This window comes from Thermocatellispora tengchongensis, from assembly GCF_014202315.1.
Classification (GTDB): Bacteria; Actinomycetota; Actinomycetes; order Streptosporangiales; family Streptosporangiaceae; genus Thermocatellispora; species Thermocatellispora tengchongensis.
The window spans coordinates 129826-155458 of record NZ_JACHGN010000006.1; the positions used below are offsets into that span (position 1 = coordinate 129826).

Here is a 25633-nt window from a genome sequence, read left to right on the forward strand (position 1 = left end):
CGCGGCCATGACCAGGGTGGCGGGGCGGTGCGGCCATGACCAGGGTGGCGGGGCGGTGCGGTCATGACGGGGGCGGTGCGGCCATGACTGGGGCGGTGCGGCCATGACCGGGGCGGTGCGGCCATGACCGGGACGGGCCCGGACGGCCGCGCGCGGCAGGAGGAGCTGCGGGCGGCGGCGCGCGAGCTGGTCGAGGTCGCGGTGACGATCCGCGAGGCAGCCGCCCACGCGACGGCCGCGCTCACCGACCCGGCGGTGCTCGCCGGGCTGCCCCGCGCCCCCGTCGCGGGACTGCGGGCCCAGGGCGCGCTGGCCCGCGCGGTGACCCACGGCAGCGGGCTCGGTTACGCTCCCGCCGGCGGCCGGCTCGCCACGGTGGCGGCCCGCCTCGGCGCGCTGGCCGGCGCCGAGAGCCTGGCCGTACGCGTGCTGGCCACCTCGCTGCGGCTGCGCATCGCCGCGGTGGCCCTGGACCATCCCGAGCTGACCACCGATCCGGCGCTGGTCCGGCTGATCGAGGCGGCGGCGGCCGACCGCGATCTGGAGGCCGTGCGCGCGCTGCGCGCCCTGTTGCGCGACCGCGGCGCGGTGGGGGCCCTCAGCGCGCTGGCTCCGGTCTTCGGCGAGGTGCTCGCCCTGCGCGCCCTGCTCGATGAGAACCCGCTCAACGACGCCGCCGCCTGGCTGATCGCCACCGGCGGGGGCTACGCCACCGCCGACCCGATCACCGGGATCAGCAACCGGATCATCGCGGTGCTGGACCGCGGCGAGGGCGGCGCGCGCCGCGTCGAGCCCGGCCCGGCCGAGAGCGGGCGGCTCAGCTCGCACGGCTCGCTGCTCGGCTTCCTCGGCGACATCAGCGTGATCGGCACGACCGGACGCGTGCTGCTCAGGAGCGTCGAGGGCCCCGACGGGGTGATCCGCCACGTCGTCCAGGCGCCGGGCATGAGGGCGGGCCGCCTCGACGCCGACTCGCCGCAGGACCTTCTCGGCGCCTTCAGCAGCGCGGTGCTGGACAGCAGCCCCTACAGCCGGGCGCTGGCCCGCGCGGTGGCCGACTACGGCATCCCGCCCGGAGCCGAGATCGCGCTGATCGGGCACAGCGCGGGCGGCGCGGCCGTGCTGAACCTGGCCCAGGACCGGGAGTTCTGCGCCCGCTACCGGGTCACCCACGCCGTGGCGGTCGGCTCGCCGGTGGACTTCAAACGGCCCGCCGACCCGCGTACCTGGGTCGCCGCCGTCACCAACCAGCACGACATCATCCCCACCCTCGACGGGCAGGGCGCGGGCGCCTGCGCCGGCCTGCACCCCGGCTGGTACGTCGTGGACTACGCCGACCCCACCCACCTGTTCCCGTTGTGCCACTCCATCGACCGCTACATCGGCAATCTCGCCCATGACCTGCCCGAGGCCCGCGAGCACATCGACGAGCGGCTGACCCCCTACCGGGGGCGGATCGTGCGCACGCAGGCGTACCGCCTGTTCGACGTGGAGGCGCCGGAGTCCGCGGCCGAGCCCGTGTACTCCGTCGAGCTCCCCGGCGGCGCCGTCGAGGTGCCGGTGCGCTGCCGCGACGGCGCCGCGGTCACGGCCTGCTTCGCCGCCGACCCCGAGGCGGCGGCCCGCGCGGTGCGCGGCACCGGGCTCGGCCCGCCCGTGCGCGTCCCCGGCGGCGCCCTGGTCACCGTGCACGCGGCCTGGCACCGGCGCGGCGGCCTCGGCGAGTTCCGCGAGCTCCACCTGACGATCGGCGTGCCCGGCCCCCGCCGGCCGCCGGGCCCGCCCGGCAGGGCCGATCGCCGGCGGCGGGGCGGCTACGTGGCCGGCTGGGCGATCGACGCGGAGGCCGCGCACGCGGCGGCGGGGGCGCTGTGGGGCGGCGGGCCGCACCTCGCGCCGGTGGAGTTCCGGCTGGGCGGCGGTGCCGCACACCTCGCGGCGGGCGGCCCGGACGAGCGTATCCTCACCCTGAGCGGCCCTCTCGGTCCCGGCCTGCCGGCGCGTGACCCCGGCCTGGTGCGCTACGCGCGCCACGGCGATGACGTGCTGCGCTCGTCGGTACGCGCCCGCGCCCGGGGCCTGGTGTACCTCGCGCCCCGGCTCCGGCTGGCGCCCGGCGACTCCGCCCACCCGCTGGCGCAGCTCGTACGCGAGCTGGGTCTGGACGGCGCCCGCCCGCTCGTGTGCCGGGCGACCGTCGCCCGCCAGACGGTGCTCGGCGCCGGAGTGCCCGTCCCGCGCGCCTGATCGCGCCCCGCGGACCCGATCCCCCGATCCCCCTGATTCCCCGAGCCCCGCCGAGAAGGGACGACATGCCAGACGCACCCGGCCCCATCGCCCGCCACGCGGCGGTCCTGACGGCCGACTCCGACGCGCTCGCCGAGGCCGCGGAACGCCTGCGCGCGGTCGAGGCGAGGCTCGGCGCGAGCGGCGCCGCCCCGCAGTGGCTCCACGAGGCCGTCGCCGCCCACCTGGCGGCCTGCGCCACCGCGGCGGCCGACCTGGCCGAAGCCGCCGACCGCCTGCGCCGATACGCCGAGAGCGCGGGCCCCTGAGCTTCGCGCCGTCCCGGCCCGGTCGGTGGTGTGGTGCTGCTCGAAGGGCCGGGCGACATGCCGGAAGCGCGGGCCCCTGAGCTTCGTGCCGTCCCGGCCCGGCCGGTGGCGCGGGCTACTCGAAGGGCCGGGCGAGCTGGTCCAGCACCTGGTCCATCATCTCCAGCAGCGTGCCGGTCTCGGGCTCGTTGACCCAGCGCTGCGTGCCGATGCGCAACGCCACCAGGAAGACGGCGATGATCACGCGGGGCTCGACGCCGTGCGGCTGAGGGCGGCCGGCGAGGGCCTGGCTCAGCTCGCTCTCCAGCCGCGCGTGGCCGGCGAGCTGCCTGGCCAGCAGCGAGGGATGCCGTTTCACCAGCTTGCTGCGCTGGACCCAGTCGCGGTCGGGACTGCCGGAGTCGTGGTAGAAGTCCCGGAGGGCTCCGCGCAGCGCCTGCCAGGCCGTCCGCTCGGGGGGCTGTTCGGCAACGCGCCGCACCAGTTCGCGCAGGCGCTGCTCGTCGCCGTAGAGGACGGCGTCCTCCTTGCCGTCGAAGTAGTTGGAGAACGTGCGGCGGGAGATGTTGGCGGCGTCGGCGATGGCCTCGACCGTGACGTTGTCCAGGCCGCGCTCCACCGCCAGGCGCAGCGCGGCCTCGTGCACCGCCTGGCGGGTCTCGGCCTTCTTGCGCTCGCGCAGCCCGATCGTGCTGTCCATGATGCGGACAAGCTTACCCGCTGGGAATAGATGCCCACTGTGCAAAGTTTCTCACTGTGCATGTACGTTATCGGGTGGAATTCCCTGATCGGAGGTCGCGCATGAGCGCACAGACGGCATCGCCGTCTACCGGTGAGCAGATGACTCACCGTCAGGTCCTGGAGGCCCTCAGCGGACTGCTGCTCGTCCTGTTCGTCGCACTGATCAGCGCCACCGTCGTCTCGGTGGCGCTCCCGCAGATCATCGGGGCGCTGGACGGCACGCAGTCGCAGTACACCTGGGTCGTCACGGCGTCCCTGCTGGCCTCGACGGCATCCACCCCCATCTGGGGCAAGCTGGCCGACCTGTTCGACAAGAAGCTGCTGCTGCAGATCTCCATCGTGATCTTCATGCTCAGCTCGCTGGCCTGCGGCCTGGCCCAGAACACCGGACAGCTCATCGGCTTCCGCGCCGTCCAGGGCCTGGCCATGGGCGCGGTGCAGATCCTCGCGCAGGTCATCGTCGCGGCCATGATCAGCCCCCGGGAGCGCGGACGCTACAACGGCTACCTCGGCGCCGTCATGGCCGTGGCCACGGTCGGCGGCCCGCTGCTCGGCGGCCTCATCGCCGACACCTCCTGGCTGGGCTGGCGCTGGTGCTTCTTCATCGCCGTGCCGTTCACCGTCGCCGCCTTCGCGCTGCTGGCCAAGACCCTGCGCGTGCCCAGCGTCCGCCGGTCGGACGTGAGCATCGACTACTGGGGCGCCACGCTCATCGCGGCCGGCGTCAGCGTCCTGCTCATCTGGGTCACCTTCGTCGGCAACTCCTTCGACTGGCTGTCCTGGCAGACCGCGGCCATGGCCGGAGGCGGCGTGCTGCTGCTCGCCCTGGCCGCCTGGGTGGAGTCGCGGGTGAAGGAGCCGGTCGTCCCGCTGCACGTCATCCGCCGCCGCACCCCCGCCCTGGCCATCCTGGCCAGCCTCGCGGTGGGCATGGCGATGTTCGGCGGCTCGGTCTTCCTGGGCCAGTACTTCCAGATCGGCCGAGGGTACACCCCCACCGAGGCGGGCCTGCTGACCATCCCGATGATGGCCGGGGTGCTGCTGTCCTCGACGATCAGCGGCCGGATGATCTCCCGGAGCGGGCGCACCAAGCCGTACATCCTGGCCGGCCTGGCCGTCCTGCTGCTGGGCTTCGCCGGCCTGGCCACCATCGACCACGAGACCTCGATCGTGCTGGTGTCGGCGTACATGCTGGCCGTGGGCGTCGGCGTGGGCCTGTCGATGCAGAACCTGGTCCTGGTCATCCAGAACACCGTCCCGCTGCGCGAGGTCGGCGCGGCCAGCGGCGCGATCACCTTCTTCCGCTCGCTCGGCGGCACCATCGGCGTGTCGGTGCTCGGCGCCGTTCTGGCCAACCGGGTCGCCACGAGCATCGCCGAGGGCCTGGCCAGGGCCGGCATCCCGGCCGGCGGCGGCGCCGCGGGCGGCAGCCTCGACATCGCCGCGCTTCCCGAGCCGGTCAAGACCATCGTCCGCGCCGCGTACGGCGACGCCACCGGCCACATCTTCCTGATCTCGGCCGCCATCGCCGCCGTCGGCCTGGTCGCGGCGGCCTTCCTCAGGCCGGCCAGGCTGCGCGACAGCCTCGACCTGCCGGAGCGGCCCAAGCAGGAGGAGCCGGTCGGCGTCTGAGGGGTCCTGCGCCGCGTCACCGCCGACGGTGGGGGTACGGGGGTGAACATGGGTCGCATCCTGGTGGGGACCGCGTCCTGGACCGACAGGACGCTGCTGGAGTCGGGCTGGTACCCGGCCGACGTCACCACGGCGCAGGACAGGCTGGGCTACTACGCGAGCCGGTTCCCGCTGGTGGAGGTGGACTCCTCGTACTACTCCCCGCCCGCGGAGAGCACCGTGTCACTGTGGCGGGAGCGGACCCCGCCCGGGTTCACCTTCGACGTCAAGGCGTTCTCGCTGCTCACCCAGCATCCGACCAAGCCCTCGGCGCTGTACAAGGACCTGCGGGAACGGCTCGGGGAGCCGAAGGGGAACGTCTACCTCCGCGACGTGGGCCCGGAGGTCGCCGAGCAGGTGTGGGAGCGGTTCCTGGCCGCGCTGGCGCCGCTGCGCGAGCCGGGCAAGCTCGGCGCGATCCTGTTCCAGTTCCCGCAGTGGTTCCCGATCAGCAGGCGGAACAAGCAGTACATCCTGGAGTGCCGGGAGCGCTGCGCGCCGGTGGGGATCTGCGTGGAGTTCCGCAACCACACCTGGATGAGCGAGGAGAACCGGGCCGAGACGCTGGGCTTCCTCGCCGAGCACGCGGTGCCGTACGTGAGCGTGGACATGCCGCAGGGGTATCCCAGCTCGATCCCGCCGGTGCTCGCGGCCACGGCCCGCCTGGCGGTGGTGCGCTTCCACGGGCACTCCGGCAAGTGGACCAGCAAGGACGTCCACGAGCGGTTCGGCTACCTCTACCAGGAGGAGGAGCTGCGGGAGTGGGCGCCCAGGCTGCGCCGCCTCGCCGAGGACGCCGACACGACGCACGTCCTGATGAACAACTGCTACCGGGACTACGCGCAGGTCAACGCCGCACAGCTCGCCCGGCTGCTCGCGTGACGGCGCGGGGCCCGCCGCCGGGCCGATGGCGCGGGCCCCGGCCGGAGGTCACGGGCTGCGCACCAGGCCCGCGCCGCGGTCGGCGATGTCCACTCCCGAGGCGATCGGGCTGACGGCGGCGTTGGCGAGCAGGCGGGCCACGACGGTGGAGGCCGTCGCGGGCAGCGGCGACTTCATCACGTCCTCCCACCACAGGGCCGCCACGCCCGCCACGTGCGGGGTCGCCATGCTCGTGCCCGTCAGCGACTGCAGCCCGCCGCCCAGCCGCGCCGACACCACGCCCACCCCCGGCGCGCTGATCTGCGGGAACGTGTTGGAGAAGGGGCCGATGACCAGCCCGTTGCCCGTGGGCGACTGCGCCAGCGCGCCGACCGCGAGGACGCCCTCCGCGGCGGCGGGCAGCGAGACGGCGATCTCGAAGTTGGGCCGGTCGCTCTCGTTCCCCGCCGCGGCGACGACGATCGTGCCGGGGCCGATGGCCCCGCGCGCGGCCACCATCTGCATCAGCGCGTCGAACAACCGCAGATTGGCCCGGTACGCCTCCAGCGCGAGCGAGGTGGCGACGTTCGGCCGCCGCCCCATGTCGATGAGCCGCTGCACCATGCCGGGGAAGTCGAACCCCAGGGACATCGAGATCACCTTGGCGCCGTGCTGCAGCGCCCACGTCATGCCGCGCAGCAGCCCCTCGGTGTCGCCGGTCCCGTCGTCGGCGAGCACCTTGCCGATCAGGGCCCGGGTCACGCCGGGCGCGACGCCGATGCGCGTGCCCTCGACCGCCCGGCCGAAGATCGTGCCCGCGCAGTGGGTGCCGTGCCCCTGCTTGTCGCCCACGCCGGAGCCGCTGAAGTCCTCCTGGAGCAGGGTCATCCCGGTGAAGGCGGGATGGGTGGCGTCGATGCCGGTGTCCAGGACGGCCACGATCACGTCCTCGCCCGTCCGCGACGACACGTCGGCGCCCACCGCCTTGACGCCCCAGGTGGCCGCCGCCGCCCGCGCCTCGGCCTCCGCGCGCCCGCCGTCGGGCTCCTCGATCGGCTGGATCAGCGCCGTCGGCATCACCGGCGCCACCGCCCGCACCTCCGGGTCGCGGACCACGTCGCGCACCTCGCGCTTGCCGAGCTCGACGACCTCCACATGCGGCTCGCCGCCCATGGCGAACACCTGCGGCGGCGCGATCCCGGCCGACCGCGCCACCTCGAACGGACTCGCGGTACGGGCCCCGCTCAGGTCCCGCAGGATGCTGAATCTCTCACCCACTGGCAGTTCTCTCCCGATTCCGCCGTCCCCCCTCGGGGGACGGGTCGCACCCGGACGCCCCGGCTCATCCCGGACGGTGCCCGTACGCGTCTCGTCTCGCCCCCAAGCCGGGATGAAATGCCGCCCATGAACCCGTCACCCGGCGGCGAGCCCGCTAGGCGGCGGGCCGGGCGCGCTGCCAGGGCGTGAACGCGTTCGCCACGCGGTGCAGCGCGGGGCGGAGCTGCGGATGGTGGCGCAGGATCACCGACGCCATGGTGCTGCGCGCGATCCAGTCCAGCCCGGCCGCGGTGTAGACGTGCTCGGCGTAGTCGGCGGTGAAGAACCTGTCGCTGTTGAGCCTCCGGGAGGCCATCAGCACGAAGACCCGGAAGGCGGTGTCGCTGAAGGCGAACCCCCGCGGGCGCTTCTCGGCGAACATGCCCGTGATCAGGTCCACGTCCTCGATCCGGCCGTCGTACACCTCGCGCAGCTCCGCCGTCAGCGCCGGGTCGTCCGCGAGATCGCCGAAGTCGCGCGCCGGGCGCAGGTGCAGCAGCCTGCGGAACTCGTTGTAGCGGGGCACGCCCAGCTCCCGGCAGCGCAGCAGGTCGGTCGCCGCCAGGTCCATCACCCGGCCGTCGGGGCGGACGAACTCCTGCAGCATGCGCGGGAAGTTGTGCAGCACGATCGCGCCCGGGTGCTCGGTGCCGAAGGAGTACAGCAGGTCGGCGGCGGGGATGGCCGAGGCGACCGTCAGCGCCCCGGAGCCGGACAGCTTGCGCAGCGTGGTCCGCATGATGGTGGCGTCGTCGCTCAGCGACCGCAGGCTGTAGTCGTCGGGGATCAGCGGGTGCATCCGGTAGACGGCCGTGAACTCCTCGGTCAGGCTGTAGGGCACGCCGAAGTGGCTGGTCGCCGAGCCCGGGATGCCGCTGATCGTCTCGCTGCGGCTGATCCGCCCCACCGCCCGGTTGACCCGCTCGGAGGCCAGGCCCCACCAGTTCGCCCGCAGGCCCACCACCGCCGTGGGGTGGCTGATGATCGCGGGCGTCCACTCCACGGTGTGGATCTTGGCGACGAGGGCGGCGTTGATCAGCCGGGCCCGCTCGAACAGTTCGTCGTCGCCCCAGCCGGGGTATTCGGCCTGCAACCGCTCGCAGATGGCGTTGTGCTCGCGCACGAACAGCCCGTGCAGCATCACCAGGCCGAGCCAGAAGCCCGGCTCGCGGGACGGGTCGGCGTCGGGGCCTGCCATGGCCCGGGTGCCGTGCGGGCGCGGCCGGATCCTGCCGCCCCTGCCGGTGCGCAGCGACCGCTGCTCCTCGGCGCTGGTGCCGTAGATCAGCGACAGGTCCCACCAGTGCGTGAGGGTGTTGAGCGAGGTCGCGGGCCCGTCGTACCCGGGCGGCCGGGTCGGGTCGGGCGGGATGCGCGGGATGGTGAGCGGCGGGTCGGGCCAGTCGTCGCCGGGCTCCAGGGGGATCACCCACGGGTCCTCCGACGGGCTTTTCCCGTGGCTGAACCAGTCCCTGATCATGAACTGCAGCCAGGCGGCCGCCAGGACGTTCAGGGTGGTCGCGGGCTGGAACTGGGTGCGCGTCATGAGCCTGCGGCTGACGACGCGCGGGTTCGGGGTCATGATCCGCTCGGGCGGCTCGGCGTAGGCGTGGTCGAACGGGATGTTGCGCCCGAACCTGGTCCCGGCCATGCCCATGGCCGGATGGCCCACGTCGTTGTACGAGCCGTCCGGCGTGCGCCGTACCTCGTGCCCGGCCGGGTCGGGGACCGGCCGCGGCGGGTCCACGGCGGGCAGGCGGCCGGCGTCGTACAGGTTGTGCTTGCGCAGCCGGTTGCGGATGCCGACCAGCACCGCCAGGCCGAGCGGGGTGGGCAGCCGGTCCCAGCCGAACCGGTGGTCCAGCAGCTTCGCCACGGCGTCGTAGGCGGTCCAGAACCGCGAGCGGCGGTAGCCCGCCCCGGCGACCGGCCGCGGTTCCGGCGGCGCCGGGCGTGGCGCGGGGCCGGGAGTGCGGGTGCGGACGGGCCCGGGCGCGGGGCGCTCGGCGGTATGGGTGGTCTGGCGGCGGTGCATCGGATCTCCCCCGTGAATGGTCGGCTGCGGCGTGGGCGCGGCGCGCCTGTGCCCTCACGGCGCGGCGCGCCTGTGCCCTCACGGCGCGGCGCGCCTGTGCCCTCACGGCGCGGCGGGCGCGACGGTCATCGGTCTCCCCTGTGCCGGGCCGGCGTGCCGGCCAGCTCGTCGATGATCAGCGGGAAGACGTCGCGGTGGGCGCGCTCGCCGAAGAAGACGTCCAGGTGGCTGTAGCCGGGGAGGATGTGCAGGGCGTGACGGCCGGGCTGGTGGCGGGAGAAGAACGCGTGGGACAGCCGCTGGCTGTCGGGCAGGAAGCAGCGGTTCAGCTCGCCGGCCAGGAACACGACGCGGGCGTCGGTGCGCGGCTCCTGCGCCGTGTAGTCGTCGGGCAGGCCCTCGAGGTGCCGGTAGGCGACCAGGTGGCCGCGGCGTACGCACCGGTCCATCTGCCGGAAGAACGTCAGCGGCACCGGGCCGAACTCGCGCGGGAGCCAGGCGTCGTGGGTGTCCTCGCCGAGGTTCTCATGCCGCCACAGGGCGGGGAACCCGCTGCCGTAGGTGAAGCTGACCAGCTTGCACACCGTGCTCGCGCACTCGCGGTGGGCCGCCTTCACCAGGCCGGTGATCACGCTGGCCGCGCCCGGAGGCGGCCGGTCCCCCCAGGAGGGGTCGAGGTAGGACAGGAACCTGGAGGCGACCGGGACCGCGTAGCGGAGCTTGGCCCGCGACCAGGCCGGGACGAGCGTGTGCAGCGACACCGCGTTCGTGATGATGGTGTCCACCTGGGGCACCAGGCCCGCGCAGGCGGACATCATGAACGAGGTCGATCCCTGGCAGTGGATGATCGCCTTGATCCGGTCGGCCCCGGTCTCGGCGAGGACCGCGCGCACCGCGGCCGGGTGGTCGTACTTCGCCGCCTGGTCCAGGGTCCACGGGTTGGGCGGCACGTCGATGCTCGCCCGCCAGTCCTCCAGCCACACGTCGTGGCCCCGCGCGACCAGCGCGTCCACGATGTTCGCGGGCACCGGGGCCCGGAACACCCCCGAACGCACCCCCGCGCCGTGCACGAGGAGGACCGGAGCCCTCGTGGGCGGGGCGGGCCCCCGCACGTTCACCAGGCGCAGACGCATGCCGTCGCCGGCGGTGAAGGGTATGACGCGTTCGCTGAATGCGGGTCGTCGATGCATGCCGATCGCCACGATCCCGGGCCCGGCGGCCTTTCCGAGGGCCGGCGCCCTGGTCTGGACTCCTGATTCCGGTGCTCGGCTCACCGGTCGGTTACTCTTCATTCTGTGCCTCCCCCCGCTGGTTGACAAGGCCGGGCGAGGGGGAGTCATGCGCGATCGAGTCCGTGACCGGGGCAGACGCCCCGCCGACGAGCACGCCGACGTCGTCGTGGTGGGTTCGGGATTCGGCGGGTCGGTGGCGGCCTACCGCTTCGCCGAGGCGGGCCTGCGGGTGGTCGTGCTGGAGCGCGGCAAACCCTATCCGCCGGGGTCGTTCCCGCGCTCGCCCGCGGCCATGGCCCGCAACCTGTGGGACCCCAGCGAGGGCATGTACGGCCTGTTCGACCTGTGGAGCTTCCGCGGGCTGGACGCGGCCGTCTCCAGTGGGCTCGGCGGCGGCTCCCTCATCTACGCCAACGTGCTGCTGCGCAAGCCGGAGCGGTGGTTCGTACGGGAGAGCCCGGTGCCCGGCGGCGGGCACGAGCACTGGCCGGTCACCCGGGCCGACCTCGATCCGCACTACGACGCCGTGGAGCGGATGCTGCGCCCCCAGCGCTACCCGCTCGGCCTGCCGCCGTACGACGAGACGGCCAAGACGCTGGCGATGCGCGAGGCGGCCCGGCGGATGGGGCTGGAGTGGGTGCTGCTCCCGCTGGGGGTCTCCTTCGCCCCCGAGCCCGGCGCCGCCCCCGCCCCCGGCCTGCCGATCCCCGACCCGGGGTACGGCAACCTGCACGGCATGCCGCGCACGACGTGCAGGCTGCGCGGCGAGTGCGACCTGGGCTGCAACGACGGCGCGAAGAACACCCTGGACCACACCTACCTGTCGGCCGCCGAGCACCACGGCGCCGACATCCGCACTCTCCACGAGGCACGGTGGCTGGCCCCCGCCCCCGGCGGCGGCTACGCGGTCGGCTACGTCGTGCACGATCTCGACCGGGAGGGGCGGCGGGTGCACACCCGGCGGCTGCCGCAGCGCACGATCGCCTGCGACCGGCTGGTGCTGGCCGCCGGCACGCTGGGCACCACGTTCCTGCTGCTGACCTGCCGCGCGGAGCTCCCCGGCCTGAGCCGGGCGCTGGGCACCCGCTTCAGCGGCAACGGCGACCTGCTCTCCGTGGTCACCCGGGCCCGCGACGGCGCGGGCCGCCACCGCTCGCTGGCGGGCAGCCGCGGGCCGGTGATCACCAGCGCGATCCGCGTGCCCGACGCCGCCGACTCCGGCGACCCGCCCGGCACCGGGGACCGGCGCGGCTTCTACGTCCAGGACGCGGGCTACCCGCCCATCGTGGAGTGGCTGGCGGAGTTCGCGGGCGTGCGCGGCCAGCTCAGGCGGGTGGGCATGTTCGCGCTGGGCAGGCTCGCGGCGATGATCAGCCGTTCGCCGCAGACCCGGATCAACGCCGAACTGGCCGCGTTGCTCGGCGCCGGACGCCTGTCCGACGGGTCGCTGGCGCTGCTCGGCATGGGCCGCGACGTCCCCGACGGCGTCATGCGCCTGCGCCGCGGCTACCTCGACGTGGACTGGACGACGACCACGTCCATGGGCTACTTCACCGCGATGCGCTCGGTGATGCGGGGCATGGCGCGCGCCTGGGGCGCCGGCTACCACGACAGCCCGCTGTGGCTGGCCCGCAGGGTGATCACGGTGCACCCGCTCGGCGGCGCCCCCATGGGGCGGCATCCCGGCGAGGGCGTCGTGGACGAGTACGGCGAGGTGTTCGGCCATCCGGGCCTGTACGTCCTGGACGGCGCGGCCATGCCCGGCCCGGTCGGCGCCAACCCCGCCCTGACCATCGCCGCCCTCTCCGATCGGGCCTGCGAGCGCATCCTGCAGTCCTCCGCCCGGCCGGCACGCCGTACCGGGGGGCGCACCGGCGGGCCGACCGGCCTGAGCTTCACCGAGGAGATGCGCGGCCACGTCATGCCCGGATGCGCCGACCCGGCCGAGGGCGAGCGGCTGGGCCGCGCCAACGGCCACCTGCTCGCCGTCCACCTGACCATCACCGCCGACGACGTGGACCGGTTCGTCGCCGACGCCGCGCACGAGGCGTCCGCGAGCGGATGGGTGAGCTGCCCCACGCTCGGCGGCGGCCGCATGCCGGTCCAGGCGGGCTCGTTCAACCTCTTCGCGCTGGACTCGGCGCCCGATTCTGTGTCCGCCGAGGCGGTTCCGGCGCGTCGCCGCATGCTCTACCGGCTCCACTTCACCGGCGCCGGCGGCCAGGCCCTGACCCTGGTCGGGCACAAGGACGTGCACGACGACCCCGGGGCCGACGTGTGGCGCGACACCTCCACCCTGTACGTCCGGATCCTGCGCGGGCACACCGCCCCGGCGGGCGACGCCGGCGCCGAGGTGGCCGCCGCGGGTGTCATCACGATCCATCTGCCCGACTTCCTCCGCCAGTTGACGACGTTCCGGACCCGGGGGCCCGGCGGCGCCGAGGCCCTGGCCAGGTTCGGCCGGCTGTTCCTGGGCGAGCTGTGGGACGCCTACCGCGACCTCGCCGCGCGGCCACGGGCGACCTGATGATCCCCGTCGGTCACGTGCCTGCCGCGCGCGAGATGTTCCTGCAGCTCGATGTGGCGGAACTGGTAGTACGGCCCCTCGGTGCGCAGCAGGCCCAGGCGGTGGGCGTCGTCCAGGAAGTCCATGGCCCGCAGCGGCAGCCACCCCTTGGTGGCCAGGCGGGGGACCGTCAGCTTGTAGGCCAGCCAGGCGTGGTGCCTGCCGAGCATGAGCCCGAACAGCAGGCCCAGCACCAGACCGCCGGCTATCGCGACGGTCGGGTTGAGCCGCGCCTGCAGCCCGATGGCCCCGCCCATGAGCCCCACCACGAGCCCGCTGATGATCCGGATCAGGGTGAGGTTCCGGTCGGCCCGCCAGGTCGAGCGCGGTGACCGCGCGGTCGCGGCGACCGTGGGGCGCTCGACCCAGCGGATCAGGCTGACCACGAAGACGAACCCGACGCCGGACAGCAGCCCGATGTTCCGCGCGCCCTCCAGCCCGATCCTCGGCCCGCCCACCGAGCTGGCCATGAGGTAGCCGACCAGAGCCCCCAGGGCGCCCACGATCAGGCCGTCCCTGAGGATGCGCAGCACCTCCGAGAGCCTGCCGCGCAGATGGAAGTCGGCGTGGCCCGGCGGCTCGGTGAACCAGGAACCGATCATGATCACGGCCAGGAGCGCGGACAGCAGGCCGATCCACGCGCTGGCGCTCGGCACCCGCGTCAGCAGCAGGAAGGCCACGCCGACCACGACCCCGATCGTCACCCCGGCCCACACCCGGACCTGGTGGCTGGAGGTGTAGCGCGCCAGGTGCCACCACGCCATGTCGCGCGGGTCCTCCTCCCGCTGCGCGAGCTGGCGGGACAGGTACGCCAGCCACCGGCCGACCTCCTCCGGCTTCCAGGCGTGCTGCGGCCGGAACGGCTGGGCCGGCGCGTCGGCGGGCGGGCGCGCGTCCACCAGCGCCGGGATGAGCTGGTCGCACAGGTGGTCGTGCAACTCGCCCGCGCTGCCGCGCCCGAGCTCCAGCAGCGGCGTGGGGTCCGCCCGAGGCGCGATGTAGGTGGCGCGGACCAGCCACAGCCCCAGCGAGGTCGAGGTGACCTCGGCCAGCGCCGGCGCGCCACCCGTCCGCAACGCCTCCAGGACCCGCGGCCAGACCGGATGGGGCACGGGGGGAAGGCAGGCCCTCAGGTACTCGGCCGCCGCGGCGGCCGACAGGGGCTGCGGCTCGATGACCGCCGCCGCGGTGAGCACGTCGCCGATCTCCCGGACGGACTCGGCGAACTGCTCCGTACGGCAGGTGACGATGAGCTGGTCGGTCTCGCACATCGTCCGGTTCAGCGTCGCCAGCATGTCCGCGCGGGCGCCGCCCGGCAGCTCGTCCAGCCCGTCGATGACCGGCAGCACCTCGCCGCGCGCCACCAGCGTCTCCGGGATGTCCGGGCCCAGGTTCTCGGCCCGCAGCGCCGGATAGTCCGCCGCCAGGCTCGCGGCCAGCCAGTCCTGCAGCCGCGGATGGACCCGGTCGTCCCACCGCGAGGCCGACAGCAGCACCGGGACCGGCTCCTCCGGCTCGCGCGTGCGCAGCAACTCCAGCACCAGTTGCACGGCCAGGGTCGTCTTCCCGGTGCCGGGCGCCCCCAGGATGACCAGCCGTCGGCACCGCAGGGCGCGGAAGTTGCGCGCCATGTCCGCGATGTGCACGTCCAGGCCGGGGAACGCCACCGTGCCCTTGGCGATGATCTCAGGATGGTCGGCGAGTTCGCGGTGCTCGGTCGAACGCCAGGGCACCGGCATCGGCTCGGGATCGGCCAGCGAGCGCAGCACGGTCTCGTCCCGCCACTGCTGGGTCACCAGCCCGGCGAGGATGTCCTTCGCGTTGGCGATGTCGGCCGACGTGGGCGCCGGCGCCGGCGCCCCACGCCTGCGCCACCAGGACAGGAACTGCACCAGGCCGTTGCCCAGCGACATCGCACTGCCCACCGCCGCCGCGACCGACGCGATCCCGACCGTGGTCCCGGGCCCCGTCGGCAATTTCGGAGACAGGACGAGGAACGCGGTCGACAGGGCCAGGAGCAGAACACCCAGCACCACCGACGCTTTGGCTTTGCGATTCTGCCGCCAGTGTCGTGCCATAAACCCAGTATGCGTATATGTCACGTGAGAATAGGGCTAAAAAGTAGTATGGAATCCTCAATTCACCGCCGCCCGTTGCCGAGAGGCCGCGCTCCCCGCGCCACATGAACCCCAGGGGAGGGCACAAAGGCATTACCGCCTTGCCCCCGAAGGCCCGCACCGCCGCCCTTTCCACGTCCACCCGCGACAACGGCCCCGGCAGCCCGGCGGCCTAGACCAGGCTCACGGCGTCGCGCACGAGCTCCCCCTCGGCACCATGCCGGTCGGCGGTCGTGGGGACCACGTCCCGATCGGCCTCGGCGATGCCGACCTCCGCGCAATCGCGCCACCGCGCATGGAGGCGGGAGGGCGGCCGTCGCCTTGCCCCAGGCGGAGGGCCGGTGCGAAGGCCGCCCAGGTGGTGGCGTGCGCGGCGGCGCAGGCGGGTGGGGGTGCGGAGGTGGGCGGCTTGCGCGGGCGGTGCGAAGGCGGCCCAGGTGGTGGCTTGGGCGGCGGTGGGGTCCATGGGGCCGGTGGGTGGCGGCGTGGTGGGTGGGCCGCCGGCGGCTCGCCCCCGGCGGAGGGCAGTGCAGAGGCGGCCCAAGTGGTGGCCTGCGTGGGGAGCGGCCTCCAAGAGGCTGTGGGGGGTGGGCCCTCGCGGTGGTCAAGGGTGGCCTGCGGAGGTGGGTCTTGTGGGGTCTGTGGGCGGATGCAGGGGGCGCGACAAAAACCCCGCATCCACGCAGGCGGGGGTCTGTAGGTGGTGGTCGAGTCCGCGGGAGGTGGCGCAGGAAGGTGTGCGGAGGCGAACTTTGTGGGTCTTTGGGCTGCGGAGCAGGCGGGAGGTGTTCGGAGGCGGCCCTTGTGGGGCTTGTGGAGAGGCGGCCCAGGGGCATGGTGCCCGGCGCACGAGGCGCTGCGCCCGGAGCACCACACCATCTGGCCCGCCTTCCCCGCAGGTAACCCCTGGCCTCTTCCCGCTTCGGCGGGGCCGTCGGGGGCCGGGTCAGGGCGCGAGTCGCGCCCAAGCTCGCGCGTTCGATGGGTGGGGCCTTGGGGCGCACGTGCAGGCGCGCCAGCCCGCACAGTCCCATGTGCAAGCCTTCCACGATGCGCGTGGAGCGAGGCGCGACGGCATGGGTGGGGCAGGCGGGCAAGAGCGGCTGGAGGGGCGCCGGCGATGGGTGGCCGGATGGTCCCGCGCCGCGCGTGGTCGCCCCATTCACCACGCTCGCTTGAGCGAGCGCACGCCCCGCTTGGCCGAGGCGTATCCGCCTGGTGGAGGCGTACGCCCGCTTGGCCGAGGTGCACCCGCCTGACCGAGGTGAGGTCCGTTGCGGGCTATCGCTCCTCGTCGTCCGCCATCGCGGACAGCAGTTCCTCAAGCCGGTCGAGTTCGGCCTGGGTCAGGTGCTGGTTCCAGCGGTCCAGCGACTCGACCGGGATATAGTCAACGACATTTCCCATGACGCTCCCCCTTCTTTTCCCCAGACCGAGTGTAGCTCCGGCTCCACAAAATTCTGGGAAAGGTGACTTATCGCCATTTGATGGCATGTTTGCGTTTTCGGGGCCTGGTTCCTTGGGGGGTGCGGGTAGGAGGAGGGCTCGGCCGTGTGAGGAGCAGTCATGACCGAGTACGACGTTTCCGTCCCGCCCAGCCGTGATCTGTGCGGCACGATGCTGGTGCACCGCCGTCTGCTCAACGAGAGCATGACCTACCGGGCCCGGCGCGCCGCGATCGAGAACCGGGCGCTGCAGTACGAGCGCGGACGCCGCGTCTCCGCCCGTACGCAGGTCGCGGTGCTGCCGGTCGTCGTGCACGTGGTGCACAACCCCGCCGCCCCGGTGCAGAACATCGGCGACGAGCAGATCCGCAGCCAGATCGAGGTCCTCAACCGCGACTTCCGCGCGGCCAACCCGGACGTGGTGAAGGTCCCGCCGGTGTGGCGGCACCTGGTGGCCGACACCATGATCGAGTTCCGGCTCGCCGACGTCGATCCCGCCGGTGCCCCGACCAGCGGCATCGTCAGGACCGAGACCAGCAGGCGCGAGTTCACCTGGGACGACGCGGTCAAGTCGGGCGCCACCGGCGGCGCCGACCCGTGGCCCGCCGACCAGTACCTCAACGTGTGGGTGTGCCAGCTCGGGGGCGGCCTGCTCGGCTACGCGCAGTTCCCCGGCGGCCCGCCGCACACCGACGGCGTCGTGATCCTTCACTCGGCCTTCGGCACCGTCGGCACGGCCACGCCGCCCTTCGACGGCGGGCGTACGGCGACCCACGAGATCGGCCACTGGCTGGACCTCTACCACATCTGGGGCGACGACGACGGGGCCTGCACCAGCGACGACAAGGTCGCCGACACCCCGAACCAGGCGCGGGAGAACCTCGGCAGCCCGACCTTCCCCCGCATCACCTGCGACAACGGCCCCAACGGGGACATGTTCATGAACTACATGGACTACACCGACGACGCGGCCATGTACATGTTCACCCGGGGGCAGGCCACGCGCATGAACGCCTGCCTGGAGGGGACGCGCGCCTCCTTCCTGGTCGCCCAGATGGCCCGCCCGCAGGCCGCCCCGTCGCCCGCCACGACGACCGTCCCTGGGGCCGGACCCGTCCCCGGGGCCGAACCCGCGCCCGCGTCCACACCCGTCGCGGCCGTGCCCGCCCAGGGCGGGCCGCCGCCCCAGAACGGCGAGGTGGCGCGGCTGCTGCAGGACACCGAGCGCCTGACCACGGAGATCCTCTCCGACATCCGCTCCGCGCTCGGCATCGTCACCCGCGGGCAGGGCGGATGAGGGGCGGATGAGCGCCGGACCGCCCCTCGGCGCCTGGCTCCACTCCTACGAGGAGGACACCGGCACCACCTCGGTCTACCGGCATCCCGGCCATCCGTTCCGCCCTTCGCGGCGCATGCGGCGGGGAATGGAGTTCCGGGCCGACGGCACGTACGTGGGCCTCCGCCCCGGCCCGGACGACCGCCCCCGGCAGGTGACCGGACGCTGGCGGGACCTGGGCGGCGGCCGTATCCGGGTCGTCCTGGACGAGGAGCCCGGCCGGCCGTTCGAGCTGACCGTGCTCTCCTGCGCCGGCGGCGTGCTCACGCTCGCCAGGTGACGGCGCGGCGCGCGAGCGGGTCAGCCGAAGTGCTCGGCGATCCAGGCGTCCCAGGCGGTCTGCTCGTCGCGGCCCGCGAAGTTCTGGTGGCCCAGGATGAGGACGTCGCCGCGGTCGGCGCCGGAGTGGATGAACCGGTACAGGCCCTCGCCGGTGCGCACGCCCAGGCTCACCGGCAGGTTCGCGTAGTAGACCACACCGGCCGAGCCGTCGGGGAGCCGGACCGCGTCGCCCTCGGTGACCTCGGGCGTGACGCCCAGCGACCCGGTGACGATCTTCCAGATGGTGTCGGGGCCGCCCGCGCCGGGCCGGAAGGCCGTGGTGACCGACGGGGTGCGCCCGGCGAAGTGCAGAAGGTACTGCTTGAGGGTCTCCAGGTAGATGGGCCAGCCGGCCTTCATCGCCTCGAACTCGGTCTCCCAGTCGTCGCCGAGCATGCCGTGCTGCACCAGCCGCAGCACGGTCGTGCCGCCGCCGCGTCCCTCGATGAGGTATTCGATCGCCAGGAACCGGCCGTCCTCGGACTCCGGGGTGCGGGTGGCGATTCGCTCGCCGGGCTCGTACGCCGTGATCGTGGCCTCGTCGGTGTGGCCGAGCATGGTCAGGTTCGCCGGTCCGCCCTCGGCGGCGCCGAGCTCGCTGCGGCCCATGAACCAGGAGTCCATGCCCGGCCCGGTCGCGATGGCCTGCCACACCTGCTCCGGGGTGGCGATGAGCTCGATCTCCTGGCGCAGCTCGAACGGATGGGTCATCGGGCTTCCTTCATGCTCGGGTGGACGGCGACGACGATCCGGTGGTCGCGGCCCTGCTCGGCGGACTGGTCGTGGTACTTCGACACCAGGGCCGCGACGGCCCCCGCGAGCTCCTGGGCGAACGCGGCCCGGTCGGCGGCCGAGGCGAAGCGCACCTCGCCGTCGATCGCGAAGGTCGCCACGCGCTTGCGCGCGCGGGCGGCGCCGGTGATGAGGGCGCCGACCTCGCGGACCATGCGGGCCGCGACGGCCAGCAGCCAGCTCGCCGAGAGCTGGTCGGGGGAGCGGGCCGGGTCGGGCTGGACCGACGCCAGCGCCGCCGGGGAGATCACGTACGAGGCAGCGGTGGCGCGCATGATCCGCTCGTTGACGTTGCCCTTGCGCCGCTCCTCGACCATCTCGACGAGCCCGTGCGCCTCCAGCGTCTTGAGGTGGTAGTTGACCTTCTGGCGGGGCAGCCCGACCTTGGCGGCCAGCATGGTCGCCGAGCTGGGCTCCGCGCTCAGCTCGGCCAGCAGCCGGGCCCGGATGGGGTCCAGCGAGACCTCGGCGGCGGCCGGGTCCTCGATCACGGCGACGTCCTGCATGGCCGCACCCTACAACCGAACAATTTTCTTGTCAAGAAAGAAGCATTTGCCGGAAAGGGCCGGGAACACCCCCGCTGACATGGCCGTTATGGGTCAGTGCGAGCCCTGCTCCCGGGGCCGCCCGGACGAGACGCGCCGTACCCGGCCTGCAAAGACGACGCCCGATGAAAAGGAGTCGTCGTGGCCTGGATCATGATCGTCGCCGCGGGCCTGTTCGAAGTCGCCATGGCCTACTCGCTCAAGCTCAGCGAGGGGTTCACCAAGCCCCTGGCGACCGTCGGCTTCGCCGTCTTCGCCGCCCTCAGCTTCGGCCTGCTCGCGCTCGCCCTCAAGCGCCTGGACGTCGGCGTCGCGTACGCCGCCTGGACCGGCATCGGCGCGGTCGGCACCGCCGTGCTCGGCATGATCGTCCTGGGCGAGAACGCGAGCCCGCTCAAGATCGCCTCCATCGCCCTCATCGTGTGCGGCGTCGCCGGCCTCAACCTGGCGGGCGCCGGCCACTGACCGCGCACCCGGCCGGGCCATACCGAGTCGGCGGCCCGCTACGCCGGCGGGCGCAGCAGCGCGGCGGCGCGGTCGAGGAACAGGGTGCGCTCGCGGGCGTTGCGGGTCAGCCCGGCCGCTCGCTCGAACTCGCCCGCCGCCTCCTCGGCGCGGCCCAGCTTCGCCAGCAGGTCCGCCCGTACGGCGGGCAGGTGCGCGTAGCCGCGCAGGGTGCGCTCCTGCATCAGGGCGTCGGCGATCTCCAGTCCCTTGGCGGGCCCGTACGCCATGCCGACCGCCACCGCTCGGTTCAGCTCCACGACCGGGGACGGCGCGACGTGGGCGAGCAGCCGGTACAGGGCGGCGATCCGTTCCCAGTCGGTGTCCTGCGGGGTGAGCGCGCGGGCGTGGCAGGCGGCGATGGCGGCCTGCAGCCCGTACGGCCCGAGGCTGCCCAGGGACTCGGCGCGGGCCAGGGCCGCCAGGCCGCGGCGTACGAGCAGGCGGTCCCAGCGGGCGCGGTCCTGGTCCAGCAGGAGGATCGGGCTGCCGTCCGGGGCGGTCCTGGCCGGGATGCGGGACGCCTGGATCTCCATCAGCGCGAGCAGGCCGTGCACCTCGGGCTCCCCGGGCATAAGCCCGGCCAGGACGCGGCCCAGGCGCATGGCCTCCTCGCACAGCGACGGCCGGATCCAGTCCTCCCCGGCGGTGGCCGCGTAGCCCTCGTTGAAGATCAGGTAGATGACCTCCAGGAGGGAGGCGAGCCGGGTCGGCAGCTCGGCGGGCGGCGGCAGCTCGATCGCGATCTTCTTCTCGGCGAGGGTGCGCTTGGCCCGGACGATGCGCTGGGCCACGGTCGGCTCGGGCACCAGGAACGCCCGCGCGATCTCCTGGGTGGTGAGGCCGCCGAGCAGGCGGAGGGTGAGGGCCAGCCGGCCCTCGGGGGGCAGCACCGGGTGGCAGGCGGTGAAGATCAGCCGCAGCAGGTCGTCGCCGATGTGGTCGTCCAGGGCGTCGTCCAGCTCGGCCTCCGCCGACTCCTGCCGTACCTCGGCGTCGCGGCCGATCTCCTGGAGCTTGCGCTCGTAGACGTCGCGGCGGCGGAACAGGTCGATGGCGCGGTGCTTGGCGGCGAGCGTCAGCCAGGCGCCCGGATTGTCCGGTACGCCGGTGCGCGGCCACTGCTCCAGCGCCTGGACCAGCGCGTCCTGCGCCAGCTCCTCCGCCAGCCCGACGTCGTGCACCATGCGCGCCAGCCCCGCGATCACCCGCGCGGACTCGATCCGCCAGACCGCCTCCACCGCCCGATGGGCATCCGCTGCCGTCATGGGTCCTGATTCAAGCACCTCCGCGCCCCCACGCGAGACGCCCCGGCCGCGGCCCGTGGCGGGCGGCGGCCGGGGCGGTCCCGGCATCAGGGAGAGCAGGCGGGCGTCGGCGAGATCAGGCGGGCGGGCCGGGCGGGGCGAAGTCCTCCGGCCCGAACAGGCGCAGCACGTCGGCCTCGCCCTCCCACCCGGGCCACATGTCGCGGTGCAGCCGCAGGAAGCGGGAGGCCCACTCGACCGCCTCCTCCTTGCTCCTGACCTGGTACAACGCGTAGCTGATCAGCTCCTTGGCCTCGGCGAAGGGCCCGTCGGTGACGGTCAGCCGGCCTCCGGCCAGCTCCACCCTGGCCCCCTCGGCGCTGGGGGCCAGGCCGTTGGTGTCCAGCAGGACGCCGGACTCGGTGGCCTCCTGGCCCAGCTTGGCGATGGCCTCCATCAGCTCGGCCGGCGGCGGGCCGTCGGGCTGGGCGTTGACTCGCAGCGTGATCATGTAGCGCATGGCGTTCATCCTCTCGGTTCCGGTACGTGACGGGGAAGGGGTTCAGGCGGCGGTGCGGGCGAGGTCGCGCGACACCAGCGACAGCCAGGTCCAGATCGCGACGATCCCGGCGACGAACGCCAGGTTGGCCCAGGCGACGCCGCCGCCGGTGGCGATGCCGAGGAAGGCGCCCAGGAACAGCACGCCGGTGACGCGCGAGTAGACGGCCCAGCCCCCGCGCCCCTCGGCCGCGAAGCGAGCGGCCACGGCGAAGCAGGCGGCCACCATGCACAGGAACCCGACCCCGCCGACCGCCATGTGCAGCATGCCGGACGTCGTCACCACACCCGGTCCCTCCGGCGTGCCGGCGGGGAAGCCCATCGCCGGGTCGGCGGGGAAGACCGCCGCACCGATCATGCTAGCCCCGAACGCCCCCACCAGCCGCGGCGCCCACCGCGCCCCGCGCCCGGGGCTCAGGGCCCGCCGCAGCCCCACGGCGCAGGCGATCGTGGCCAGGGCGGTGACGGCGAAGTTGGCGGTCTGGATCCACCCCAGGTCGCCGTTGGCCAGGAAGCTCCAGGGGTGCCGGACCAGGTCGAACCCCTCCCGCGTGAGCGCCTGTGCCAGCGCCACCGTCACGTACACCGGCCCGGCGGCGACGCCGAGCCCCAGCAGGGCGCGCGTGGCGGAGATCGTACGGGTGGCCGGGTGGCTGAGCGTCTGGCTCATGGTCATCGTCCTCGCGTTCCCGGGGCCGGCTCCTCCGGCCCTCTGCCTACGCTGCGAACGGCACACCCCCGCTTCGACACCCACCCAGAACTTTTTTCAAGATTTTTTACCCCGCCCTCCCGGCCGCCCCCCACAGCCCGTCACGCACTGCGGCCACGGTCGCGTAGAAGGCGGCGCCCGGCCTGATCCTGGCGGTCGTCCCGGTCAGGAGCGGCAGGGGGCGTCAGCGGCTCCGGCCGGTGACCGGCCGGGGCCGGTCGGTTGCGGCCCGCCGGGCGTGATGCGGGCTGAGCTGGGCAGGGGACGGGGGTAAAGGAGCGGTCAGCCTGCCGCGGGGGGAGTGGGTGGGTGACTGTGCGTGACATGAGCGGTGGACATGGCGGGGACGGGCGGGGCGGGACCGTCCTGGTCGCGGTCCTGGAGGGGCCGGATCATGTGGTGACGTGCGCGAACGAGCCGTGCGTGGAGTGGTTCGGGGCCCGCGCGTTCCGGTACGGGACGCCGGTGCGGGAGCTGTTGCCCGGCCGGCAGGATGAGCGGTTCCTGGAGCCGCTCGACGAGGTCTTCCGGCGGGGCGAGCCGCGCGCCCTGCCGGGCCTGCCGGTGAAGGTGCAGCCGGTCGCCGGTGGCGGGGTGCGGGAGCGGGTGTTCGACGTGCGGTACGACCCGAGCCGGGACGCCGACGGGCGGGTGCGCGGGGTGATCGTGACGGCCACGGACGTGACCTGGGACCTGTACGCCGAGCAGCTCGCGGAGGGGCGGCACCGGCTGCTGGAGCAGATCGCGGTGCAGGCGCCGCTGCCGCTGGTGCTGGACGGCATGGCGCGGCTGGTGGAGGATCTGCTGCCGGGCACGCGGACCATGGTCATGCTGTTCGACGCGGAGGGCCGCCGGCTGCGGCCCGTGGCGGGGCCGAGCCTGCCCGACTTCCTGCACCGGGCGGTGGCCGAGGTGCCGGCCGGCCCGCACGGGGGGACCTGCGGCACCACGGCCAGCACCCGGACGCTGACCGTGACGCCGGACATCACCACCGATCCGAGCTGGGAGGGCTGGCGGGAGATGGCGGTGCGCGCGGGGATCCGGTCGTGCTGGTCGGTGCCGATCATGGCCGAGGGCGAGCTCCTGGGCACCTTCGCGTTCTACCGGCAGGACACGCGGCGGCCCGCCGACATCGAGGTGGACGTGGTGTCGATGGTCGGGCAGGTGGCGGCGCTGGCCATCGAGCGGCATCGGGTGCTGGCCGGGGAGCAGGCCGCGCGGCGCCGGGAGCTGGAGGCCCAGGCGGATCTGAAGTTCGTGCTGGACGCCAGCCTGGCGGTCACGGGCTCGCTCTCGTATCTGGGCGCGTTGCAGCGGCTCGCGGATCTGGCGGTGCCGCGGGTGGCGCCGATGTGCGCGATCGACGTGCTGGACGACGGCGGCGCGAACCTGATGCGGGTGGCGGTGCGGCACGCCGGGGAGCGCCGGCTGGCGTGCGCGGCGCCCGATCTGGCCGGTGACGAGCCGGTGGCGCGGGTGATGCGCAGCGGGACCGCCATGGTGGTGCAGGGTGACGAGGGGTACGTCGTGATGCCGCTCACCGCGCGGGGCCGTACGTTCGGGGTGGTGAGCCTGAGGGGGACGCCGGAGCAGCCCATCACCGAGCGGGTGGTGAGCCTGGCGGGGGAGCTGGCGCGCGCCGCCGCGCTCGCGGTGGACAACGCACGGCGGCACGCCGACAGCCTGCGGCAGGTCGCGGCGTTGCGGCGGCTGTCGGATCGGTTGTCTTTGCTGGCGCAGGTGTCCGGCGTGCTGACCGCGACGCTGGACATGCGGGAGGCGCTGAAGCGGCTGGCGCGCCTGGTGGTGCCGCAGCTCGGCGACTGGGCGGTGGTGAACCTGCGCACCGGCGAGGACACCGTGGAGCGGATCGCGGTCGTGCACCGGGACGGGCCGGAGCGGGTGCCGCCGGGGGCGGAGGGGACCATGCCGCCGATCCCGCCGGCGGGCCCGGACCCGCTGGTGCGGGCGCTGCGGCAGGGCGTGACCACCCTCATGGGCCCCGCGGAGATCGCCTCTCCGCCCGGCTCGGACCTTCAGCGGCGCCAGCACGAGCTGTTCGAGGCGATGGGCGCCCGCTCGGTGATCGTGACCCCGTTGCGGAGCCGCCGCCGGGTGGTCGGCACGCTCACGGTCGCCCGCGCCGATCCCGTCGCCGGGTCGTACGGCGCCGACGACGTGGAGGTGGTGCAGGACATCGCGCGCCGGGCCGCGCTGGTGGTGGAGAGCGCCCGGCTGTACTGCACGCAGCGGGACGTGGCCGAGGGCATGCAGCGCCATCTGCTGACGCCGTTGCCGGCGCTGGAGGGCGTCGAGCTGGCGGCGCGTTACGTGCCCGCGCCGGAGGGCAGCCAGGTGGGCGGGGACTGGTACGACGCCATGGTGCTGGCCGACGGCGTGCCGATGGTGGCCGTGGGCGACGTGATCGGGCATGACGTGCACGCCGCCGCCCAGATGGCGAACCTGCGCAGCGCGTTGCGGACCCTCGCCTGGGACGGCGGCGGCCCGCCCAGCGCGATCATGGCCCGGCTGGACTCCGTGCTGACCCATGTCAGCGACATCGACCTGGCCACCCTGGTGCTGGCCCGCATCGAGCGGCGCGACGAGGGGCGCCGCCTGCTGCGCTGGACCAGCGCCGGGCATCCGCCGCCGCTGCTGGTGACCGCGGACGGGCGGGCGCGCTTCCTGAACGGGGGCCAGGGGGTGCTGCTCGGCCTGGACCACGGTCCCGCGAGCCGGCCCGACGCGGAGGAGACGCTGCCGGACCTGTGCACCCTGCTGCTGTACACCGACGGTCTGGTCGAGTCGCGCGCCACTCCGCTGGGCGAGGGCATGACCCGCCTGCGCCGCCACGCCTCGGCCCTGGCGCGGCTGCCGGTGGACCCGCTCTGCGACCGGCTGCTGGCCAGACTCCCGCCCCGGCACGGTGACGACGTGGCTCTGCTGGCCGTGCGCGTACGCGCGGGCGAGGGCTGACGGGTGCCGGTCATCCCCACCTTGCCGAACAAACAGTACAATTAGCTGTATATCCCACCAAAACGCCCATATCTTGGATACCTCGGACAGCGCGGGCGGCCCGGC

The 25633-nt window shown here is 73.9% G+C and carries 20 protein-coding genes and 1 riboswitch; of the genes, 9 read left to right on the top strand and 11 right to left on the bottom strand.

What is annotated here, in order from left to right; translation table 11 throughout:
• The first annotated feature begins 123 nt into the window (after positions 1-123).
• Complete coding sequence (locus HNP84_RS15420; RefSeq protein ID WP_185050397.1) at positions 124-2247, top strand: hypothetical protein; 2124 nt, start codon at positions 124-126, stop codon at positions 2245-2247.
• 65 nt (positions 2248-2312) lie between these two features.
• Entirely contained in the window at positions 2313-2555 is a 243-nt protein-coding gene (locus tag HNP84_RS15425; protein ID WP_185050398.1) for a hypothetical protein, read from the top strand.
• Positions 2556-2670: 115 nt separating this feature from the next.
• Here HNP84_RS15425 and HNP84_RS15430 read toward each other — a convergent pair whose 3' ends face one another.
• Entirely contained in the window at positions 2671-3255 is a 585-nt protein-coding gene (locus tag HNP84_RS15430) for a TetR/AcrR family transcriptional regulator (protein WP_185050399.1), read from the bottom strand.
• A 140-nt stretch (positions 3256-3395) separates the two neighbouring features.
• Between HNP84_RS15430 and HNP84_RS15435 the strand changes: the two genes are divergently transcribed.
• A complete protein-coding gene (locus HNP84_RS15435) occupies positions 3396-4928 on the top strand; it encodes an MDR family MFS transporter (protein WP_221336311.1) in 1533 nt (510 codons plus the stop codon).
• A 48-nt stretch (positions 4929-4976) separates the two neighbouring features.
• On the top strand, positions 4977-5849 hold the full coding sequence (locus tag HNP84_RS15440) for a DUF72 domain-containing protein (protein WP_185050401.1): 873 nt from the start codon (positions 4977-4979) through the stop codon (positions 5847-5849).
• A gap of 48 nt (positions 5850-5897) precedes the next feature.
• On the opposite strand, the gene HNP84_RS15445 is transcribed toward HNP84_RS15440, so the two are convergent.
• The 3 genes from HNP84_RS15445 to HNP84_RS15455 form a co-directional block, all read right to left on the bottom strand.
• On the bottom strand, positions 5898-7106 hold the full coding sequence (locus HNP84_RS15445) for a S8 family peptidase (protein ID WP_312924912.1): 1209 nt from the start codon (positions 7104-7106) through the stop codon (positions 5898-5900).
• 154 nt (positions 7107-7260) lie between these two features.
• Positions 7261-9180: a peroxidase family protein gene (locus HNP84_RS15450; RefSeq protein WP_185050402.1), complete on the bottom strand. Its 1920-nt coding sequence runs from the start codon at positions 9178-9180 to the stop codon at positions 7261-7263.
• Positions 9181-9305: 125 nt separating this feature from the next.
• Positions 9306-10370, bottom strand: coding sequence for an esterase/lipase family protein (locus HNP84_RS15455; protein ID WP_185050403.1), 1065 nt, complete (start codon positions 10368-10370; stop codon positions 9306-9308).
• 148 nt (positions 10371-10518) lie between these two features.
• Between HNP84_RS15455 and HNP84_RS15460 the strand changes: the two genes are divergently transcribed.
• The gene (locus HNP84_RS15460; RefSeq protein ID WP_185050404.1) at positions 10519-12939 is read left to right on the top strand and encodes a GMC oxidoreductase; all 2421 of its coding nucleotides are present in this window, start codon (positions 10519-10521) and stop codon (positions 12937-12939) included.
• Here HNP84_RS15460 and HNP84_RS15465 read toward each other — a convergent pair.
• Both HNP84_RS15465 and HNP84_RS55005 read right to left on the bottom strand, forming a co-directional pair.
• On the bottom strand, positions 12903-15011 hold the full coding sequence (locus tag HNP84_RS15465; RefSeq protein WP_185050405.1) for an NACHT domain-containing protein: 2109 nt from the start codon (positions 15009-15011) through the stop codon (positions 12903-12905). The genes HNP84_RS15460 and HNP84_RS15465 overlap by 37 nt on opposite strands.
• A 1365-nt stretch (positions 15012-16376) precedes the next feature.
• Positions 16377-16502 (bottom strand): hypothetical protein, encoded by a 126-nt coding sequence (locus HNP84_RS55005; protein WP_281396137.1) that lies wholly within the window; start codon positions 16500-16502, stop codon positions 16377-16379.
• A 159-nt stretch (positions 16503-16661) separates the two neighbouring features.
• On the opposite strand from HNP84_RS55005, the gene HNP84_RS15470 reads away from it, so the two are divergent.
• Together HNP84_RS15470 and HNP84_RS15475 are read left to right on the top strand one after the other, a co-directional pair.
• Positions 16662-17837, top strand: a complete 1176-nt coding sequence (locus HNP84_RS15470; protein WP_221336312.1) for a zinc metalloprotease — start codon at positions 16662-16664, stop codon at positions 17835-17837.
• Between the two features lie 7 nt (positions 17838-17844).
• Positions 17845-18156 (top strand): hypothetical protein, encoded by a 312-nt coding sequence (locus HNP84_RS15475; protein WP_185050406.1) that lies wholly within the window; start codon positions 17845-17847, stop codon positions 18154-18156.
• A gap of 20 nt (positions 18157-18176) precedes the next feature.
• Here HNP84_RS15475 and HNP84_RS15480 read toward each other — a convergent pair whose 3' ends face one another.
• A complete protein-coding gene (locus HNP84_RS15480) occupies positions 18177-18908 on the bottom strand; it encodes an SRPBCC family protein (protein ID WP_185050407.1) in 732 nt (243 codons plus the stop codon).
• Entirely contained in the window at positions 18905-19495 is a 591-nt protein-coding gene (locus tag HNP84_RS15485) for an ArsR/SmtB family transcription factor (RefSeq protein WP_185050408.1), read from the bottom strand. Before HNP84_RS15485 ends, HNP84_RS15480 begins: the two co-directional genes overlap by 4 nt.
• A 97-nt stretch (positions 19496-19592) precedes the next feature.
• Positions 19593-19659, top strand: a riboswitch (guanidine-III (ykkC-III) riboswitch).
• 16 nt (positions 19660-19675) lie between these two features.
• Here HNP84_RS15485 and HNP84_RS15490 point away from each other — a divergent pair.
• Positions 19676-19999, top strand: a complete 324-nt coding sequence (locus HNP84_RS15490; RefSeq protein WP_185050409.1) for a DMT family transporter — start codon at positions 19676-19678, stop codon at positions 19997-19999.
• A gap of 38 nt (positions 20000-20037) precedes the next feature.
• Here the strand turns inward: HNP84_RS15490 and HNP84_RS15495 are convergent, their stop codons facing one another.
• The 3 genes from HNP84_RS15495 to HNP84_RS15505 form a co-directional block, all read right to left on the bottom strand.
• Positions 20038-21306 (bottom strand): RNA polymerase sigma factor, encoded by a 1269-nt coding sequence (locus HNP84_RS15495; RefSeq protein WP_185050410.1) that lies wholly within the window; start codon positions 21304-21306, stop codon positions 20038-20040.
• Between the two features lie 115 nt (positions 21307-21421).
• The gene (locus HNP84_RS15500) at positions 21422-21805 is read right to left on the bottom strand and encodes a YciI family protein (RefSeq protein ID WP_185050411.1); all 384 of its coding nucleotides are present in this window, start codon (positions 21803-21805) and stop codon (positions 21422-21424) included.
• A 42-nt stretch (positions 21806-21847) separates the two neighbouring features.
• Positions 21848-22513 (bottom strand): DUF998 domain-containing protein, encoded by a 666-nt coding sequence (locus HNP84_RS15505; protein ID WP_185050412.1) that lies wholly within the window; start codon positions 22511-22513, stop codon positions 21848-21850.
• Positions 22514-22876: 363 nt separating this feature from the next.
• Here HNP84_RS15505 and HNP84_RS15510 point away from each other — a divergent pair, with 363 nt between their 5' ends.
• Complete coding sequence (locus tag HNP84_RS15510) at positions 22877-25528, top strand: GAF domain-containing SpoIIE family protein phosphatase (RefSeq protein ID WP_185050413.1); 2652 nt, start codon at positions 22877-22879, stop codon at positions 25526-25528.
• The last annotated feature ends 105 nt before the right edge of the window (positions 25529-25633 follow it).